General features: G+C 39.6%; 12 protein-coding genes. 5 read left to right on the forward strand and 7 right to left on the reverse strand.

Annotated features, from left to right (window positions below; genetic code table 11):
* The 3 genes from BLW60_RS15665 to BLW60_RS15675 form a co-directional block, all read right to left on the reverse strand.
* On the reverse strand, positions 1–1,700 hold a 1,700-nt coding region (locus BLW60_RS15665), incomplete at its 3' end, for a leucine-rich repeat domain-containing protein (protein WP_139283443.1).
* 305 nt (positions 1,701–2,005) lie between these two features.
* Positions 2,006–4,309: a dockerin type I domain-containing protein gene (locus BLW60_RS15670; RefSeq protein ID WP_074719062.1), complete on the reverse strand. Its 2,304-nt coding sequence runs from the start codon at positions 4,307–4,309 to the stop codon at positions 2,006–2,008.
* On the reverse strand, positions 4,296–4,850 hold the full coding sequence (locus BLW60_RS15675) for an RNA polymerase sigma factor (RefSeq protein ID WP_074719064.1): 555 nt from the start codon (positions 4,848–4,850) through the stop codon (positions 4,296–4,298). The genes BLW60_RS15670 and BLW60_RS15675 overlap by 14 nt, the downstream gene beginning before the upstream one ends.
* Before the next feature lie 303 nt (positions 4,851–5,153).
* On the opposite strand from BLW60_RS15675, the gene BLW60_RS15680 reads away from it, so the two are divergent.
* From BLW60_RS15680 to BLW60_RS16345, 4 genes are all read left to right on the forward strand, one after another.
* Complete coding sequence (locus tag BLW60_RS15680) at positions 5,154–5,831, forward strand: hypothetical protein (protein WP_074719066.1); 678 nt, start codon at positions 5,154–5,156, stop codon at positions 5,829–5,831.
* A 2-nt stretch (positions 5,832–5,833) separates the two neighbouring features.
* A complete protein-coding gene (locus BLW60_RS15685; protein ID WP_074719068.1) occupies positions 5,834–6,394 on the forward strand; it encodes a YqeG family HAD IIIA-type phosphatase in 561 nt (186 codons plus the stop codon).
* On the forward strand, positions 6,375–7,214 hold the full coding sequence (locus tag BLW60_RS15690) for a VanW family protein (RefSeq protein WP_074719070.1): 840 nt from the start codon (positions 6,375–6,377) through the stop codon (positions 7,212–7,214). Before BLW60_RS15685 ends, BLW60_RS15690 begins: the two co-directional genes overlap by 20 nt.
* Before the next feature lie 295 nt (positions 7,215–7,509).
* Positions 7,510–10,605 carry a family 43 glycosylhydrolase gene (locus tag BLW60_RS16345; protein ID WP_242872902.1) on the forward strand — a complete coding sequence of 1,032 codons (3,096 nt, stop codon included), beginning with the start codon at positions 7,510–7,512 and terminating at the stop codon, positions 10,603–10,605.
* A 167-nt stretch (positions 10,606–10,772) separates the two neighbouring features.
* Here the strand turns inward: BLW60_RS16345 and BLW60_RS15715 are convergent, their stop codons facing one another.
* Together BLW60_RS15715 and BLW60_RS15720 are read right to left on the reverse strand one after the other, a co-directional pair.
* Positions 10,773–12,500, reverse strand: coding sequence for a hypothetical protein (locus BLW60_RS15715; protein ID WP_074719072.1), 1,728 nt, complete (start codon positions 12,498–12,500; stop codon positions 10,773–10,775).
* A gap of 225 nt (positions 12,501–12,725) precedes the next feature.
* On the reverse strand, positions 12,726–14,417 hold the full coding sequence (locus tag BLW60_RS15720; protein ID WP_074719074.1) for an alpha/beta hydrolase-fold protein: 1,692 nt from the start codon (positions 14,415–14,417) through the stop codon (positions 12,726–12,728).
* Between the two features lie 454 nt (positions 14,418–14,871).
* Here BLW60_RS15720 and BLW60_RS15725 point away from each other — a divergent pair, with 454 nt between their 5' ends.
* Positions 14,872–16,005, forward strand: a complete 1,134-nt coding sequence (locus BLW60_RS15725) for an acyltransferase family protein (RefSeq protein WP_074719076.1) — start codon at positions 14,872–14,874, stop codon at positions 16,003–16,005.
* Between the two features lie 78 nt (positions 16,006–16,083).
* Here BLW60_RS15725 and BLW60_RS15730 read toward each other — a convergent pair whose 3' ends face one another.
* Both BLW60_RS15730 and BLW60_RS15735 read right to left on the reverse strand, forming a co-directional pair.
* On the reverse strand, positions 16,084–18,318 hold the full coding sequence (locus tag BLW60_RS15730) for a putative bifunctional diguanylate cyclase/phosphodiesterase (protein WP_074719078.1): 2,235 nt from the start codon (positions 18,316–18,318) through the stop codon (positions 16,084–16,086).
* 272 nt (positions 18,319–18,590) lie between these two features.
* Positions 18,591–21,498: carbohydrate binding domain-containing protein (locus BLW60_RS15735; protein WP_175460960.1), on the reverse strand; the 2,908-nt coding region annotated here is incomplete at its 5' end.

Genomic DNA, 21,498 nt, shown 5'->3' on the forward strand with positions numbered 1-21,498 from the left:
TCTTCATAATCAAAGACAAGATATGCATTGCCGCTCTTATTTGACTCAAAGGTGAAGATAATATTCTTGTTTTCATCGATCACTCTGTCAATAAGTCTGAGGTTTTCAGCTCTATATGTGATCTTATCAAGCTCAATGTTCTTTGCTGTGATAACGATTGGCTCATACATCTTGTACTTATCATAACCTTCGTCTGTTATGCTTGGAGCTTTTTCTTCATTGTTTCCACTAATGAGCACTACAGCCTCATCAAATGCAGCTGAGCCGATATTTTCAAGTGATTCAGGCAACTCCACAGAAGCAATTCTGCATCCGCTGAACGCTGAATTTCCTATACTTTTCAATCCGTTACCGAATTTAATACTATTAACGCCTATGCAGCTTGCAAATGCAGCATAACCTATAGTCTCAAGGCTGTCAGAAAATTCAAGAGAACTGAGTTTTACACAACCTGCAAAAGCGGTATTATCTATTGTTTTAAGATTGCTGCCAAAATTAAAGCTTTCAAGCTTCTGTAAACTACAGAAAGCATTTTGACCTATATACTCTAAGCCTTCGCCGCCTTCAACAGCTTTTATGTTTCTATAAACAGTAAAAGATGCATCTCCGATAAGCTTTACATTCTTACCGATCACTACTTTCTCAATTCTATCGTAAACAGCCGTAGGCATTACACCGGAAGGTCTTGCAGAAGCAGTATTTAACTCGCACTTTACGACCGGTAAGCCGCCTACTTCGTCAGGTATCTCAAGTACATTGCCATTCAGTACAGTGATGTGATAAACAGCAAGACCGCCCTCGCATTTTTCAAATGACATTCCGTACTTTCTCAGACATTCAAGTTCATCAAGCTCTGTGAGCTCAAACTTGTTATAATCGCCTTTCTCGTACTGCTCAGGCGTACAGAAATCCACATCGTACTTTTCAGCAAAAGTATGAGCCTTTGACTCATCATCGCATACAATAAGACACTTATCCCAGTTGCTTTTCTTGCTAACACTGTTTATTGCCAGTTCACACTCAGGGTTCTTAATAATGACAGTTGCATTAGCATTGTACATTGTACTTGGTGAAGCTGGGCTAATACCAATCGGACAGTCATAAAGCTTATTAACTCCCTCAGGGATAACGAGCTCCTTGATATTTGTTCTTGCAAAGACAGAATCGCCAATATACTTAACTTTTTCTCCCATGTCGAACTCAGATAAACGAACACAGTTTTCAAAAGCCATATTGCCAAGATATTCAAGATCTCCGCCGCTAACTTTGATAAGACTCACACAATCCTGAAATGCATACCCCTCAATTCTTTTTAAGTTCTCATCAAGAGTTACTTCGGTAAGTAAAGGGCAATTCTCGAAAGCACTGCTCTCTATTTTTTCAATATTTTCTCCCAGCACAACCGTTTTTATACCATAGTTGCAAAAAGCTTCTCTGCCAATAGTTGTTACAGGGCAGCCGTTTACTTCAGCAGGAATAATAATATTATCGCTTGCTTTGCCGGTACAACCGGTGACTATAGCTTTACCGCTCTGAATAGTATACTTGATGTCGTTGCTTACAATGCTGTTACTCTGAGGTGATGCTGAATCAGCAGCATATGCTTTGCTGATACTTGTGGTTTTTACTGCATTGAATGGATATGCTCCCCCAACAAGCACAAGTGCCATTACTGCAGCAATGATTCTTTTAATTTTCATAATTTTTACTCCTTTAATATCATTAGCCGTCAGGCTTATATTGCATTATATATCTAATTTACTCTAAAAGCAATATCTTAAAGTTGAAATTTACAATTTGGTAACATTTATAAACGACTAACATTGATAAAAATATAGCTTAAACAACGCTAATAAAATCTTTTCCGTGTTTCAAATAATCCAAGCACAATTATTTTCAACATATATTTCAACGTTTTGTCGAAGATTGCAAGTGCGTTATTATTCACATACCAAAAGCCATGTAAGTATAATTACTTACATGGCTTTTATATAAAACTATATCATTAGTTCTGAACTGAGTTTTCAGAATAAGTTGTAAGGATAGCTGATGCATCTACACTATCTATAACACCGTCACCGTTGTAATCTGCAAGATAATCCATTTTTGCCTCTGTTACAGGAGCAATATCAGCATCGACAGATAACTGTGAATAGTATTTGAGAACTTCGCATGAGTCAACAGCTGTTACCATACCGTCAAGATCAACGTCGCCTTTTTCCTTGTCCTTGCAGAGCTTTTCAATGAATGGGCGTATATCACTGAGGTCTACCAGTCCCTTTTGCTCCACAAGATCAAGATAGTATACATCAAGCATATACTGAGGGATATCGCTGCTGTGACCCGCAATATATATAAGGAATATTTCGTCGCTTATGGTTCCGGATTTACCGTCCTGATCGGGATCGAAATCCTCTTCGATTTTTTTTCTCTGCTCGGCAGGTATAAGACCTGTTTCAGCAGTCAGTTTCTGGTGAAGATCAGAAGTGTACAATTCATAAGTATAGCTATCCAGCGGATCAACTTTTCCGTCCAGATTCAAGTCAAAAAATTCTTTTTTAATAACGCCGCTGTCGTAATCAGACTTGGTTTTTTGTAGTGCTGCAACAAGCTCTTCGTTAGTCATAAACTTATAATCGTATATCCTTTCATAGGCATCGTTCAGTTCTCCGCTATTAGGATCATACACAAATGGCTTTTCGGAATACTCATCCAAAAATGATAAAAGGAAGTCCTTAAAACTCTCACTTACCGAATGACCGCACAGTTCGACTTCTCCATGATACTGCACGTAATACAGGCTCGTTTTATTTATGGTGGTTATTTCTGTATTATTAATGACGTATCTTGCTATAAAATCAAAAACTGTAATATTGCACATTGGATAATCTTCATCATCACTTTTTATGAATGAATAAACATAATCATACATCGGCTCACACTTTTCCCAGAGGTTTTCCTTATACTCTTCGGAAAGAGGCAGACGTGAACGAAGTGGATTATCGTAGTCGCTATGGCTGACTGAATAATCGCCGATATGTTCGTCGACTAAATTGAACTGCCCGAAATAGAAGCTCTTCTTTATATCACCTTTCTCATCTGCAGACGCGACGTCATATATGTAAATATCATATAGATCCTTTAGGTCGGTAACTCCGTCCTCATTGACATCGAAACTGTAATTGTCCTTCTTTGCTGTATCGGAAAACCTCTTGAAGTATGCGTCATTGTACTTTTCGCCCATAAATATATCTATATTTACATTGCAAAAACAGTAGTCTATAAATTCATTTATATTTTTTTCTGAACCGTATGTATACGTCTCGTTAACGAATTCATTTAGCAGAAGTTCTCTTATATCATCGGGAGTATCGGGAACGATACTTCTTACTGCACGGTCACTCGGATCAGTGTTCTCAGGGAGCAGATATTTGCTGTAGTTTGTGTAATAACTATAGTTTTTACGAGAGAATTTAAGTAAGCAATACTCTCTGAATATATTGCTGTCAACAAAGTCGACTTTTCCGTCGCTGTTGACATCGCCTTTGGCTTCGCATCTTTCAGCGTAGCCCTCAGGCAGCTCAGAAGCATCATTTACATATGTGTAAAGCGCGTATGCGTCCATGGTATTGATTTTTTCGTTGCCGTCAAAGTCAAAAATGTCAAGGTTATCCTCTATATAAAGTATACTGTCTACCTTAGGATCAAGTGCCTTTGGTGTAAACAAGCTCTCTGCGTTTGCAGATATTGGATTTCCGCTTGATGCAATAGCCGCTGCCGAGAGTGCAGCAAGATATTTTTTTACATAATCAACTTTCATTCTGATTACCTCCTCGCAATCAATTTCGCTTATGTCCGTTGTGGTCGTTATTGGCATGGTATTCGTATCAGCTGTGGTAACTTTAACAGCAGCAGCTGATGATTCAATTGCTTTTACATCTGAAACTGTACGTGACACAGCAGATGTTATCATTGAGGGCTTGCTTTCTGTAGCCAAAGAAGCAGTTGTGCTCGTCATTTGAACTGACGATGCATATGTAATTACGGTAGTGTAAGCAGTATTTACAGTAGTAACGGTCTCAGTCGGGAGCACCGTTGTTGCGTCAGTGACCGTGATTATCTCATTATCGTTTAAAGGCTTATTGTACGAGAGTAATTTTGCAGATCCTGCTGTTATTGCGATCGCAGCCGCCATAACCGAAACTGCGGCACAGGCTTTTTCTATGCGTATATGCTTTTTCTTCTTTTGTTCAAGATATTCGTCCCTTATCCTGAATACGGCATCGGCTATATCTTTAGTATTTCTCATAAACAAAGCCCTTCCTTTCCAGTTCGTTTTTTAGCGACTTTCTTGCCCTGAAAATTAGGTCGCTGACCTGTCGTTTTGCTTTGTGCATTATCTTGGCGATATCCGATGTATCGAGGTCCTCAAAATACATTAGGTAGAGCACCTGATAATAATCAGGATTAAGACGTTTCATAGCTTTATACAGCTCAACGTTCTGCTCTCCTTTGAGAAACTCCTTTTCTGTGTCCGTAACATCGGGTATCTGTATCTGCTCATCAAGAGACAGAACCGATTTCTTTTGTGCTTTCCTCAGATGGTCGATGGCACAGTTCCTCGCAATAGTGAACAGCCACGTTTTAAATGAGCATTTTCCTTTGAAAGCAGGCTTTTTAATGGCGAGCTTAACGAAAGCATCCTGCATTATATCCTCTGCAAGGTTCATATCGTTCACTATACTGTTGAGGTAAAGCGACATACCCTCATGATATTCATCTATTATTTCGATTAGTCCATTATCATCACCATCAAGGAAACGGCGGTAGCGATCTGCATCGTTTCCCATTTGATTTCCCTCCTTAAATTTTTAAGGCAAATTTGCTTTCTATCTATTAGACGCATGGATTTAAAAATTTACGCACATAAATTTTCAAAAATGATACTTTTTCTTATCTATATCATATCATCGTATTATACAGCCTGTCAATTGTATAATAGGATAATTAAAACTTATAGTTACATATATCACTATTTTATGTTACATATATCACCATTTTATGATATTTATTGACTTGAATAATGATATATGCTATAATCATAATGTTATATGCTCAAAAAGACTACATTATCTACAGGTCGGTGTAAACAAATGAAAAAAACTCCAATTCTTATCGTTATGCTTACGTACAATGACAGAACTGTCAAAAACGCTTATGAAATATTTGACAGCTGTAAAAATTCCAAAGCTCGGTACTTCGGGCTAAAAGAGGAAGCACTTCCGCACGATGAGATGATATCTCTTTACAGATACATGAAAGAATGTGGTAAAACTACTGTTCTTGAAGTAGTTGCTTATACCGAAGATAAATGTATTGAAGGAACTATGCTTGCTGTTGAATGTAAATGTGATATCCTAATGGGTACTATATATTCAGATAAGGTCAGCGAAATATGTAAAAGAAATAATATAAAATATATGCCGTTTGTAGGTAAAGTATCGGAAAGACCTTCCATACTTGAAGGAAGCATAGATGATATGATCGCAGAAGCAAAGACATATGTATCTAAAGGTGTATACGGCATTGATCTTTTGGGATACAGATACACGGAAGATCCTCTCGAACTCAACAAACGCATGGTTAACGAAGTTAATTCTCGCGTATGTATAGCAGGAAGCGTTGACAGTTTCGAGCGTCTTGATGAAATAAAAAGCATCTCTCCCTGTGCATTTACTATAGGCAGTGCATTTTTTGAGAACAAGTTCGGCGGAAGCTTTTCCGAACAGATAGATAAGGTATGCGATTACCTTGAAAAACGTGGTGATTAAGAATGTTCAGACGTTTTTATCCGTACGCATACACAAGAAGTGTTTTCTCTATAGACTACGCTAAACTTCGTGATAAAGGCTTTCGCGCTGTTATTTTCGATATTGATAATACTCTCGTTCATCATGGGGATAATTCAACTCCGCAGGTAGATGCCCTTTTTCGCAATATACACAAGATTGGGCTGAAAACATTGCTGCTTACTAATAACGATGAAGAGCGTGTTCAAAGATTTATAAAGAATATTGATACACTATACATCTGTGACGCTGAAAAGCCACAGCCTGCGGCTTATTTAAAAGCCCTAAAAATGCTTGGTGTAGGCAAAGAAGAAGCAGTTTGCATTGGCGACCAGATGTTCATTGATATAGTCGGAGCCAATCGCTGCGGTATACCAAATATTCTTGTTCATTTCATTCAGCTGCCGAACGAAAAGCATATAGGCAAAAAAAGGTATATCGAAAAAGTTATACTGTGGTTTTACCGCAGAAATAAAAAGTACAGAAGCCGTCTCGGCGATATTTACATAAAAAAGGAAGATAAAAATGCTTTGGAACAAGGATAAACTATTCTGTGATATCAACCCGACCTGTTATGCTATATCCGAACAAAAAGGCATTTGCATCAGGCATATCAAAAATTTCCTTAATAAAACAAACTATGCTGAAACAAGATCAAAAAAGAAACTGCCGAACCTTGTATACCGTCAGGATTCCCACCTGATAAAGCGCGGTCCGGGCATTGATCTTACTCTTCAGGTGAATAAGGCAGTCAATATTCGCCTTGCCTGTAAAAAAATCAATGGAATTATCATACGTCCCAACGAAACTTTCTCATTCTGGCATACTGTTGGCAAAACGACAAAACGCCGCGGTTATAAGGACGGACGAGTTATAGTTCAGGGAAAACTTATTCCCGGAATAGGCGGAGGATTATGCAATCTCAGCAATACTATCCATAGAACCATACTTCACAGTCCACTGGAAATAACAGAGTTTCATAATCATTCAGACGCTCTTGCACCTGATGAAGGAGAACGAATCCCATTCAGTTCGGGAACTTCCGTAAATTACAACTATATTGACTATAGATTCAGAAATAATACCGCTCAGAATGTTCAGCTGCTCGCTTGGTGTGATGAGGATAATCTTCACGTAGAACTGCGAAGTGATAATGAATTCCCGTATGTATACAAACTTGTTGAGGAAGGACATCATTTCCAAAAGGAAGGAAATAAGTATTTCAGAGTATCCAAGATATACAAGGAAGCTTACGGCAGATCATCAGGTAAACTTATAAAAAAAGAACTTGTGCTGGACAATCACTCCGAAGTAATGTTTGATCATTCTTTGATCCCCGCAGATCAGATAAAACAAAAATTATAATATAAAAGCGTTTATGCGCGATTTGTTTAAAATATTCACAATAGCCTTGTTCCACTATGGAGCAAGGCTGTTTTTATATACTTTTACTCTATATTATAATTAATTAACAATTTAAATGTTGAAAACTTCCTTAAAATTCTGCATTTTATCCACTAAATCCGCAAAAATGTGGATTGAAATTAGTGAATTAATATGTTAATATTATCTTAACATATATAAAGTGTAAAATGACTATAGAAGGGCTCTGTAGTCACACATTAAAAAGGGATATTAAAAATAAAAAAGGAGAATTGGTATGAGAAAAAGATTATCAGCAATTGCTATAGCTGCAATGACAGCTATAAGTCTTTGCGCGACAGTTCCTACTGTCACCAACGCAGAAAACCCCATTGTACAAACATCATTTACACCTGATCCTGCCCCTGTTGTATTCGGAGATGAGCTGTATGTATTTACAGGCTGTGACCGTGAAGGAAACAACGACTTCTACTACATGACAGGCTGGCAGTGCTTCTCCACTAAGGATATGAAGAACTGGACAGATCATGGCAGAATACTTGAGGATACATCATTCTCATGGTGCAATGCAAATGATGCATGGGCTTCACAGTGTATCGAGCGCAATGGCAAGTATTATTTCTATTTCACTACCACAAATAAAGGCGGCGGAGGAAGAGCTATCGGTGTTGCAGTGGCAGATTCGCCCGAAGGACCATACAGTGATCCTAATGGAAAGCCGCTTTGCGGTCCAAACTGGGACTACATCGACCCGACTGTCATAATAGATGATGACGGTCAGGCATGGCTCATGTTCGGAAATCCGAAATGCTATTATGTTAAACTGAAGGAAGATATGGTAACGCTTGACGGTCCGATACAGCAGTTCGACATGAACTCGCAGCAGTTCGGCTCAAGCAATAAGGGCACGACCTACGGGGAAGGTCCGTGGATATATAAGCATAATGATCTCTACTATCTTGTGTGGGCATCATTTGTTGACGGCTTCGGCGGTGAGAGCCAGTGCTATGCAACAGGTCCGTCTGTAACAGGTCCGTGGACATACCGCGGCGTTTTACAGCAGGGTTCAAACTGCTTTACAACACACGGCGGTATCATTGATTATAAAGACCACTCATATTTCTTCTATCATAAGAGCGGTATCCCAGGCGGTGGTTCGTATAACCGAAGTGCTTCATGTGAGGAGTTCACATACAATGCCGACGGTACTATCCCTGTTATGAAGCTCACCACCAGCGGCCCCGATCAGCTTGAAGCTCTCAATCCATTCGTGAGAGTAGAAGCCGAGACTATCTGCTGGAGCGAGGGCATCAAGACCGAAAAAGATGCTTCAAACTCAGTTAATATAGGCAGCATAAAGAAAGGTGCATATATAAAGGTAGCAGGAGTTGACTTCGGCGAAGGTGCAGATAAATTTACAGCTTGCGTAGCTTCTGCTCAAAGCGGCGGAAATATCGAACTTCACCTTGACAGCAAGACCGGTCCTATTGTGGGCAATCTTAAAGTCGGCGGTACAGGCGGCTGGCAGAACTGGGAAGAAGTTTCATGTGACGTAGCAGGTGCTGACGGCGAACATGATCTCTACCTCGTATTCAACGGCGGAGACGGATATCTCATGAACGTTGACTGGTGGAAGTTCGACGGTGCAGGTTCAAGTTCTACAGAAACTGACCAGACATATATCTTCAAGAACACATTCGAGGGCAAACTTGACGGATGCTCAGACAGAGGCGGTGCAACTGTTGAAATAAGCAAGGACGAAGCATATGAGGGCGAAAGCTCTGTATACTGTACCGATCGTTCAGCTTCATGGAAGGGTGTCGGCAAGAACCTTAACTATAAGTTCAAAGCAGGAGAAAGCTACAGCTTCTCAGCTATTGTAAAGTATAATGAAGGTGCACCTACCACTAAATTCCACCTTACACTCCAGTATACAGGCTCAGATGATGAGGCTCACTACGAGAAGATCGATACACAGGAAGTAAATAAGGGTGAATGGACACAGCTCGCAAACACAAGCTTCAAAATTCCTGTGGGCACAAAGAGTCCTCTTGTATATGTTGAAACTGAGGGCGACTCTGACGACGATACACCTGCTACAAACTTCTATGTTGATAATTTTTTTGCAGCTGTAGACGGTACAGTTATAGAAGGTCCGAAGACTGTAGTTACACCTCCGACCACAGAACCTCCTGTACAGGATCTAAAAGAAATACTTAATTCAAAGGTCACAAAGTGGGGCGATGCTAATGGTGACAATACTGTAGATATGAGTGATGTTGTCCTTATTATGCAGTCGCTCGCTAATCCTGACAAATATAAGCTCAGTGATACAGGCGTATATAATGCTGACGTAAACGAAGCAGGCGGCGGCATTACTTCAAACGATGCGCTTACTATCCAGAAGTTCCTTTTGGGTATAACAAAAGAACTGCCCGAGAGCTATTCTGAAAATATCAAGACAGTTACTGCACCTGTAACAACAACTACAACAACAAAAACCACTACTACAACTACTACTGTTGTAACGACAACAACTACCACTGCTGAAATAGTTTCTCATCTTTCAATGAAGGATTTCACAGCTAAGGTACAGTCAAATATTGCAGAAAAAGAACCTGATTCCGCAAATCAGTCAAAGAACGGCGTGACATACGGCGAGATACAGAAGAAGACCTATTATTCAAATACCTGCAAGAGAAACAAGAAATACAACGTTCTTCTGCCTCCAAACTACGATCCAAACAAGAAGTACCCTGTAATGTATATTCTTCACGGCTACTACGAAAATCCTGACAGAATGCTCACAACGGGAAACGCTGTGATGCATACCCGCGAGATGCTTGGCAATGCTATTGCTGAGGGTGCGGCAAAGGAAATGATCTGCGTATTCCCTGATGTATACTCAAGCGCTACTCAAGATGCAGTTACAGGTATGGACGACAATAACAACAGAGCTTACGATAACTTCATCAATCAGCTCAAGAACGATCTTATGCCTGAGATCGAGAAGAACTACAGCGTTCTGACAGGTAAGGAAAATACCGCTATCACAGGCTTCTCAATGGGCGGACGTGAGTCACTCCTTATCGGAATGCAGATGTCTGATGAGATAGGCTATATCGGTGCTATCTGCCCCGCTCCAGGCGTTACAGGTTCGTTCAAGTGGGACAGCAGTAATGAGCCTTACTTCCTGATGATAACCGCAGGAAGCAATGACCAGACTGTCGGCGACAATCCCAGAAGCTACCACAATAGCTTTGAGAAAAATGGCGTTCCGCATATCTGGCACTATGTAAACGGCGGTTATCACGGTGATAACTGTATAAGAGCTCATCTCTATAACTTCTTCCGCATAGCATTCCAGAACTAACATTATAATATTTAACGGCTGCAAAAATACTTGCAGCCGTTTTTATGTCTTGTGTACCATACATAATCAAAACTTTCAGATAAAAAGTCTGTACTTCATCTTTTTGAAATACAGACTTTTTATTATAAATTCAGATCTCTAAACGTAACTTATATCTCTATAAAAAATTAGTGGAAACAAGCTAATATCTTGCCGTCACACCCGCGTATATAAAAGTGTGGAACAGAACCGGGCGTTGCTGTGTGATACTGTCCGTCTTCTGATGAACCTGAAAATAATGTTGGACGGAAATCCCAAATATCATAGTCAGCATTATAGTCTGCTAAATAACATGGATTGTCTCTGATTATCTTTGTACCGTTAGACCATACAACATATTCTTTTTCATGGTCATCTACGTACTCTTGTCCATTGAGCCTGAGAAGTATATCTCTGCCCTTGGCAATGGCATCCTCTTCATCGGCAATCGGACCAAGAACCCTGTCAGATTTAAACCAATAATCAGCTCTATAGATCAAACAGTTTATTTCGTCCTTGAAATCGACCATATTTCCATTTTCATCTATTGCCTCATACTTACCATCGTAAGAACCGTTCCAACCGTTATGCTCTGAAATATAATACTCTCTGAAGATATCTTCATCAGTGGGCTCTTTTTCTACAGGTTCATCTTTTGGTTCTTCCTCGGGAACATTCTCCTGTACAGCCGCGGGCACTGTAGTCGTTTCATTCGTAGTTGAAGATGTAGTTACAGCTGTTGTCGTTGTCTTTGCCTCGAAAGAATACTTATCATCATACTTGCCGCTTAAAATGTCATTAAGAACAGTTTCAAACTCTTGAATATCAATATAATAGTTTGAACAGCCTGTAGGGATTTCATCGGTATCGGTCAATTCATATTCACAGAGGTTTGCAAAACCGTTTCCGCTGATATAGTAAGTTAATCTACGAGTAGTTGTGCTGCTTGTCGTATAATAACATTCAACTGTATAGATCAGTTCATCACTGTTATAGTCAATATCCTTCTCTTTTTTGAGCATACCAACAAAATCATCTCTGAGGAAGCCCTGAAGCGCATTGAATGACTTGTGATTCTCAGGAACGACCTCTTCAGAATCGAAGTCTTTATAGCGTTTCACTATGCCATTGAGGAATTCGCCCTGAGTGAGATACATTTTATCCATTTTAGAGAGATAATCACCTGTATCGGGAACATCACTGCTCCAAATATCCTGTATGCCCTTATCAAATGTCGCATAATCAATATTATAGACAGAGCTTGCTATGATAGGATAATCAAAACAGTTTCCGTCAGGATTGCATTTTTTCTCTAAATAATATGCTTTTCCTTTCTCTGTAACATAAACATAAAACCATATATCTCCTTTTTGCCATCCTATATCATAACCTTTGCCTTCATAATTATCGAAATCAGGAATGTATTTCTCAGCGATTTTGCTTGCTTCTCCCCAGTTAAAGCTATTCAAAAATATTGCAAGTTTGTCATAGGTCGCATCTGAATACACAGGAAAATCATAATTGTTGAGTTCGTATATTCCGAAATAGATCTGTCTGAAATCAGCAAATGGAGCAACCGAATTTGAATCCGTCTCAGCCTCTGAAGTCTCTGTGGTTTCAGCCGCTTGAGTGAGTGAAACTACTTCCTCCTCAGAAAGGCTGGAATTCTGTGATTTGTTTTTATATAACAGATAACCTGTTGCACCTATTCCCGTTATCAGTACAGTACTTGCAGCAATCGCACTTACAATACGCAGCATACGATGTGAAGATTCAATACGTTCTGTACTGTTAACAACTTCAATATATTCATCTTCGCCCTTTGGACTTTTCTTCATTATATCCGAAATATCATTATTGGATTTAGCTCGTTTCATATCCTACTCCTCCTCATACGAACAATAATACAAAAGCTTTTAGATGCTTTCACTTATTAGACGATAAAAAATGAAAAAACTACGCGCTTTTTTCAAAAAAATTTTATATGCAATATATTGGCTATGAACATCTTCAAAACTTAAAACGATGCACCGCTTTTAAGCGGTGCAATCATACAACAATTTTTTTAATTCATCAATGTCAGTATAAAGATTTAACATTAATTATGCTTTGAAAATATATTTTATGAAATTATACATTAAAGGAATAACTGTACTGCTGTCATGACCGCCGCCGGGTACTGAAATATAAATATTCTCTGTACCATGCTGTGTAAACAGGTCGCTGTACTGTTTCGGGAAATCATTGACCATATTGTCACTTGTTCCGCCTGCGATCATCAGTATATATGGCGAGTATGGCGGATCAATACGTATCTCATCTTTGCTCATTACGCCCGGGTGTGTCATAAATTGATCTTTCGTCGGGAAGATACCTGGAGCAGGTGCACCGCCGCCTATGTAACCGATCTTATCACAGCACTTCATACCGATATACAGAGATTCTCTTCCGCCCATTGAGAAACCTGCTATCGCAGTGTTTTCTCGTCCTGTTTTGACAGGGTAGTGAGATTCAATATATGGCATCAGACTATCAGGAAGGTCTTCTACAAAGTTATCATATCCGGGAACATCTGCCTGACCATTGCCTGTCTGTTCCTCATGCTGAGGGTCTGTATACTGATTTGTAAATACAATTATCATTGGCACTGCATCGCCGCTCTTTATAAGATTTGTAGCTATTTCGCGAACGCCCATACCGTTGACCATAGACGATTCATCACCGCCGTATCCGTGATTAACATAAAATACAGGATATGTCTTACTGCTGTCATATCCTGGAGGCAGCCAAACATTAGCGCCTTTATTTCGGTTTGCTTTTTTAGAGAAATATGTAATATGCTCTATTTTACCTTCAGCATTTTTCAAAACTGATGAAGGTACGTTTACCGTTATCTTATCTCGAATACTTGCCATATAGTCCACTGTGCTTGTTGTAGTAGTCACAGGCGGAGCAGTTGTAGTTGTTGTCGTAGTAACGATAGGCGGAAACTCTTTAGTTTGTCCAAGAATAAATTTTGAAAGAAGGACAAGATCGTTGACTGCAAAACTGCCGTCGCCGTCAACATCCACAGTCCCGATACTTATACCTGTACTCGCAAATGAACCAGCCATATAGCTTATCAGTGCCTTTCTTTCCGTAACGATATCAAATACATCGATTATACCGTCACCGTTTATGTCTCCGCGTATAGTATCAACAGGCTTCGGAACATCAATTTCAGAACCTGTGCCTGCAATTATTACCTCGTCAATGCTGAAATCGTATGTTCCGGATTCTGTTTCAACATAGAGTATATAATCTGAGCCCAAAGGCAGCGTGTAATCAGGATTTGTAAGCTGTATGTAATCGCCTGATGACTGACCGTCAGCAATATGATCGTAAATCGTTTTATTAGAAGAGTCTGTATACTGGAGCGAAAGCATTATATTTCCGTTTCCTGAAACTGCTACACTGAAACTATAGCTCTCCCCTGCTTTGAATACAGAAGCATCAAGAGTCTTTTGCGCACCGTGCCATGCACTGCCTCTATCGGAAACATTTAATGCATAGCTCCCTACATATGCTGTGCTGCTCCTTTCTACAATAGCTCCGCCTCTGCCTTCCCAGTCATCTGTTCCGCTTTCAAATGTATCATGCCAGTAGTATCCGTTTGGATCAATATCAGACGAAGCCGCATTCGCATCAATCTTTCGAGCTAATGTATTATTTGGAACACTCAATGCGGCAGAAGCTACCATTGTTCCTGCAAGGGTGGCTGCCAAAAAAGATCGGAGTTTTTTTGTCATTCTCATAGTATATACCTCCTGTATGTCAGTTTGTTTTTATAATAATGTTATATTCATAATATAACATTTAGAACCGTTTTTAAACCCATTTTATCACGCATTAGGTGGAAAAAATTTAGTTTTTATCATTTTAACTTTAAAAAATTTATACATTACTTTTTTCAGCTTAGCAAATAATAATAAAATTAAAAATGCTATATAAAGCCTATTTTTGTTGATGAAGCGACTTAAATTAAGAATATCATATATTTTTTTATTTATATGTTGACAACAGCTCAAGCTTCTGTTATGATTAATAAATGGATAATGCTTAGAAACTAACTTATTCTAAATATAGCCACACTTTTTAATATTTTATTATACCGAATTGAAACAGACTAATCAATATATATATATATCATCAGTTAATAGTTTTTTGGCAAGTTCAATATTAATTCTTGATTTTATAGGAGTGATTTTTTTGGCAAAAGCAAATAAGAAATTCATGGTCCTGTCCGCCATTGGAATTATCATGGTCGTTGATTCACATACTTGGGGGGCTTTTGGTCTTTTCAGCAATTATTTTCCTTTTAATTCGTTTTTTATGCCAATGTTTGTGTTTATATCGGGTTACTTCAATAAGGTTGATAAGAACACAAACCTTTTTAAGTACACAAAGAGAAAATTTTTAACCCTTCTGCTGCCTTATCTGGTAGTTTCAGTTCTTGCACTGATAATAGAATGGCTGATACTATGCTTAAAAACAGAAGCTATGCAGCCTTTTTACCTTGATTATAAACTAAAAGCATTAGCGAACGTCTTTACAAGCGGAGAGATATCCACTATCGCTCTTCCAATGTGGTTCGCTCCTATGCTTTTTGCAGTTCAGATCGTTTACGCATTGATGAAAAAGATTCTTTCCGACCACTGGAACAGTAAAGTTGCTCTTGTCCCTTTTATAGCTTTCAATATACTTGTTGTATGGTATGCAAAAAGCCATGAATTCTCCGATTATCTGCTTCTTCCGTTTAAGGTATTGTTCTTCCTGCCTTTCATGGAAATGGGTGTTCTTTATCGCGAAGAAATTGAAGCAAAGCTCCAGAAGGCAAATCACCTTTTGCTGATGTCGATATTGCTCATGATAAACACCATAAGAATATTCTTCATGCCAAATGAATACGATATTGCTTTTGACAGTATGGCAACTTTAACAGGTTTTACAAGTCCATATGCTGTTACGCCGTTGATCTCAGGTGTTGTCGGAATGCTTTTCTGGATCGAGCTTGTTGAGCTTATCGGTTCACCATTCTATAACAGCAAGGTCGTCAACTCTATTTCTGAAAACACTTTTTATATTATGAGTTTTCATGTAATATTTTTCAATCTTCTTAATTGCGTCATATTCTTGATAAACAAGTTTAAATCTATCCCCTACTTTGATGTTGAAGCGTTCCAGGACTCAAACTGGTATCGCTGGGAATATATTTCACAGTTTAAATACGTATACTTTTTAGTTGGATTATTAGGCCCTGTCGCTTTAATGAAACTCTATTCGCGTTTCATTAAAAAGCCTGTATTAAATCTGATACATAAACCGAAAGCGGATACAAAGTAAATATGTATATATCAAAACCTCCTGTGATCATTATATATCACAGGAGATTTTTTTGTTTTGTAAGTGTAAAAGTACATTTCATCGGCAAGTAATATCCATTACAAGCTTTTCAGCGTCTTCAGCGGATAAAGGTCGTCCCCAGATATACCCCTGTACGAAGTCGCAGCCTATACTTCGCAGCGCGTCAAGCTGCTTTTCTTCCTCGACACCTTCTGAAATAACATCAAGTCCCATAATATGTCCCATAGATATTATAGCAGCAACGTATTGCTTTGAGGACTCATTGGCATTTATCTTGTCAATAAAGGATTTGTCTATTTTCAGAAGGTTAGCAGGTATTTTATTAAGATAGCTGAGAGACGAATAGCCTGTACCAAAATCATCTATCGCAAGTTTGATACCCATATCTCTGAGTTCGTTAATACAGTGTAAAGATTTATCCGCGGAATCAATGAGAATAGATTCCGTGATCTCTATCTCAAGCTGATTGGGACTTATGTCATTGCTGTTTATAAGCTCGCGTATCTCATCAATAAATCCGCTTTTCATAAGATGTCTTGCCGAAGCATTGAGACTTAAAGTCATATTCTGTCCTGTTTTTTTAATAAGACTGCTGAAAAAAGCTGTTGCCTTTTTAAAGACCATACTGTCAACCTTGTCGATATGTCCAACTTTTTCTGCAACAGGTATGAATTCTCCTGGAGAAACAAAGTTACCTTCTAAATCTCTCATACGAGCCAGCGCTTCAAAACCGCGCAGTTTGTGCTCCATATCATACTGTGGCTGTAAATTGAAGTAAATTGTATCTTTTTTCAGTGCCTTTCTTATTATGTTCTCTATTTCAAGAGTACGTTCATTCTTTACGATATCGCGGGAATATTTAAGGATATGATCGCTGCTGTTGGGTTTCTTTACTTCATTCATAGCCAAATTAGCGTTTGATAAAAGCGAATCCGCTGTGCTTGCGTCTGTCGGAAACTCAGCATATCCAAAACTTGCCGTCACATAAAGATCGCATCCGTCTACAGTCAGATGATCTACAAGTGCATCTGCATACCGTGAAATTGCATTTCTTAATGCAGCTTCATCGTTGTACCCGTAAATTACAAGTAAAAACTCATCACCGTTAATTCGCGTTATATAGTCGGTTGTTCCTGAGTTAGTATCATTTGAAATAGCTTTCCATCTGTTTGATATTTCGATCAGGACTTTATTACCTGCTTTAAATCCAAGGGTATCATTTACGCTCTTAAAATTATTAAGATCGATTGATACAGCTGTAAAACTGACTTCACGATTTATAAGATCAAAAATATACTCTGCGCAGGCAAAACGATTAGGAAGTTTAGTAAGCGCATCAGTATAACTCATATACTTGAGATGTTCGATCATTTTATAGCTGTACAGCTCAGATGCAAGTATGAACGTTGTGAGTTCAAGAGTTTCCTTGATTTTTAAAGCTTTATCATCACTGAAATTGATCGCCCATATATAACCCAAAAGTTCGCTTTTAAATATCAGTGGAAAAAGAACAATAGTTTTACCACCTGCGCTTGTGATCGAATTATGCCATATAGGATTACGTTCTTTTATTATGTCCATATCATGCCCGTTTTTTACCATAATGCAGTTGCTTCCCTCTATCGTGTCCAGCCACGAATACGCAATATCATAAAAAGCGTCATCAACATATGTATCCATAGGCAAAAGCTTTGTATCTTTTGAAAACGCTTCACAGAGTACGGAACATTTGCGTTTTTCAGTATCCATTAGCAAAATACAGCAATGCTCTGAATCGCACAGATCTCTGATATCCATACATATCTCTTTCATTGCAGCATTAAAGTCGTCAGGATTTTGGAGTTTGATACAGGTTTCAAGAACATATGAAGCGATGTCAGCTGAAATCGTTGACATTCTTTTTGCATCAGGCTTTAAGTTTACCTCAACTATATACAAACAATAGCTTATATTTTCCTCATCAGGATACAAAGGTATAAACGACATATTGAACCACACATCATAATACCTTGTAGGGTGGGCATAAGAATTGACACATTTCTTCTTTACAGCCGCCTCATAACACGCTCCCTCAAAATTCAGATCTCGCGGTACATAGTCAGTATATTCAGTATCTGGTACAAATTTATTCGCAAGCATCTTCATATCGCCCATAGGCTTTTCAATGGTGTCGATATATGAGCGATTTCCAGTAACAATACGGACTTTCCCGTAATTGCCGCCGTCCAGCTTTTCAATTGACACAATACAGGCTGCGGGACCGATATTATCAACAATCTCTTGAAATTTCATAGTTCCACCCCTTTTTTATAGCACTATGATTTATAATAGCAATATAGATTAATCGAAACAACTTTTTCATTAATTCATACACAAATTTTACCACTTTTGCACAAATATTTCAATGTATTATTATAAAAGTTTACAATGTATAAGTGAATATCAGCATTTCACACAAAGCAATAAGGTAGACTTTGTAAGTAAACACTAATAAAAAATACTGAATGTTATAAAAGGAAAAGCGATGTTCTTCGCTAACGAAAAACACCGCTTTTATTATTACTTTACTTTATGAGACCAATGCCCCAGATAGTGAAACTGCCGCTTCCTGTGATAGAAACATCAAGCTCTCCTGATGTTTCCTGATAGTAGCCAAGTTCTGCGTCAGGACCGCCCCATGTGTACTGTTTGTTGCCGTTTACCTTTGTGGTCTTGCCGTTTACAGTTACATTGATGCTGCCCATTCCTGAGCTGTTAGCCTTGAATACGATTATGAGTCCCTTGCCTGTTGTCTTGAACTTCATCGGATTACCGCCGTTGAGGTTGTATGAATAGTTGAGAGACTTGCTGCTGTTATATCCTGAACCTGATGTCCATGAACCTGCGTTGAAGCTGTCCAGATCCTTTGGATTAACGTTTACGCAGTTTGCGTATTCCATACCATATACAGCCTTTGTAGGAAGCTCATATGAAGCTGAAAGATGCTCGCTCTTCATTGCCTGACGGAAGTAGTATGCGAGACAGTCAGCGATGAGCTGTCCGCCCTTCTGATGTGGGTGATACTCGTCTGAGTAGTAATCGCTTGTCTTGAGGAATCCGCTGTTGAATGCCTTTGTAAGTGCATCGTCCATACTGATAACAGGGATATCGAAATTCTTACCGATAGGATACATCTGTGACTGGCTTGAGAAACCGCCCTGTGCACGAGTAATAAGAACAATTACAGCAGGCTCATTTGGCATATCAAGGAACTTCTTGATACAGCTCTCGAAGCACTTCTTGTACATGATATCCTCATGATCGTTAACCGAGAACTCAAGGAAGATGATATCAGCCTTCTGTGAAACGATCTCCTGCTCGCTGCGGACAAGTCCTACAACTGAAGATGTACCTGAGAGACCTGCATTGATCTCCTTGAAGCTGCCCTTAGCGAATGTAGACTTTACATAGTTCGAGAATGGTGATGTATAGTTCTTGCCCTCTGTGATAGAGCCGCCGAGGTAAGCTATTGTAAGAGGCTGACCTGCTTCAGCAGCTGCAAGCTTGCTGTCAAGTCTGTATGTATTTCCGAAATGCTTTATCGAGCTCTTGTAGAAGTCGATATACTGTGAAGAAGCTGTCTCCTTGTAGTTATCCCATTTCGATGTGTCGATATCTGGCTTCTCGGGAATGATTATCTCAGGAACCTTGCCAGTGCCGCCTGTTGTTACTGTAGACTTTGTGCCCTCTGCTGCAACTAAAACATCATCGATGTAGAAGTCCATAAGATCGCCTGAGGACTCAACTGTCTCAACATAAAGTATCATATCACCTGTATTGTCAGGTACAGTGAATGATGTATTCTCGATCTTTGTCCACTCACCGCTCTTGCAGGTATCCTTAGCGATAGATGTATATACCGCACTACCGCCGCCGTTGCCGCCCTGCTGGAGAGAGATCTGAATTGTAGCATCGCTGCCTGACAGCTGAAGTGCGCCTAAGCTGATGCTGTATGTATGACCTGCCTTAAAGTCAGTGCCGAGATTTATAGCTGCACCGTTCCACTCTGCACTTCTGTCTGAAACAAAGAGTGATTTACCCGAAGTACCGTAGTATGCAGTATCAGATGTTTCAACAGAAGCTCCGCCTCTGCCTGTCCAGTCACCGACACCTGAATCGAAATTCTCCTTTATAGAAGCATTAGCTATCGGAGCAACGGTTGATGTAACAACAGAAGTCGTTGTAGTAGCATTCTTGGTCGTAGTAACATCATATCCACCGTCATGGATATTGCTTGCATAACTCTCAGGAAGCTTTGAAACTGTACCTAAGAGGAACTTCTGGATAGCAAGGGCATCATTTGAAGTAATACCGCCGCCTGCTTCACTTACGTCAGCATTGTAGAAGCCAGGACTATCAAGTCTGTATTTGTTCGGGTTTGCAAGTGACTGCATTATAAGAACAACGTCGCTCATATCAACGTCGCCGTCGTTATTAGCATCGCCCCACTTTGTTACATTCGCTTCAAGTACAGCCTTGATGTCAACAGTTGTTGTAACTACAGGAACTGCTGTAGTTGTAGTAGTTGTGGTCATAGTTGCAGTTGTCGTTGTTGTAACTACTGAAGTCTCTTTTCCCTTGAATACATATCTGAAGAATGTGTAGAGATGAGGCTTAACTGACTCTGCGCCGTGTCCGCCGCCAGGAATTGACTGGTAAACGTGCTCAACGCCGTTTCTTGTAAGGATATCACTATACTGCTTAGGGAATGTACCAACAACTGAATCGTTTGTACCGCCTGTGATCATGAATACAGCAGGCTCAGGTCCAACATCTCTGAACTTCATTTCACTTTCCTGCATACAGCCCGGGTGCTGCATATACATATCCGAACCGGGTGTGATACCGGGAGCAGGGCAAGCACCGCCTACGTAACCAAATACGTCAGGACGCATAAGTCCGCAGTAGATAGCCTCACGTCCGCCCATTGAGAAGCCTGTGATAGCTGTATTCTCTCTGCCTTCTGCTACAGAGTAGTTTTCCTTGATGAAAGGAAGAAGACTGTCGGTAACATCATAGAGGAAGTTATCATACTCAGCGCAGGTCTGCTGGTTGATACCGCTCGGACCGCTCATTGTCTTACTTGTGAACATATTTGGAGTCACAACAATGAACTCCTCAGCTTTACCGCTGGTCATAAGACCTGTCATAAGCTCCTGTACGCCCATACCGCTTACCATGTCGTTTTCACTGCCCATGATACCGTGAAGAACAAACATTACAGGATACTTCTTGCTTGAATTATAGTTTGGAGGCAGGATTACGTTACAAGTCTTCTGTTTGCCTGTGTATTTGCACATATAGGTCTTTTTCTCGACCTTGCACTGACTTGTCTTTTCAACGCCGCTTGGAACGGTTGTAGGCATATCGTTCTTGATCTCAGCATTGAGACCTGACTTAGCATTGCCGCCGTTACCTGCGTCACTGCCGATC

This window comes from Ruminococcus flavefaciens, assembly GCF_900108555.1.
GTDB lineage: Bacteria > Bacillota > Clostridia > Oscillospirales > Ruminococcaceae > Ruminococcus > Ruminococcus flavefaciens_P.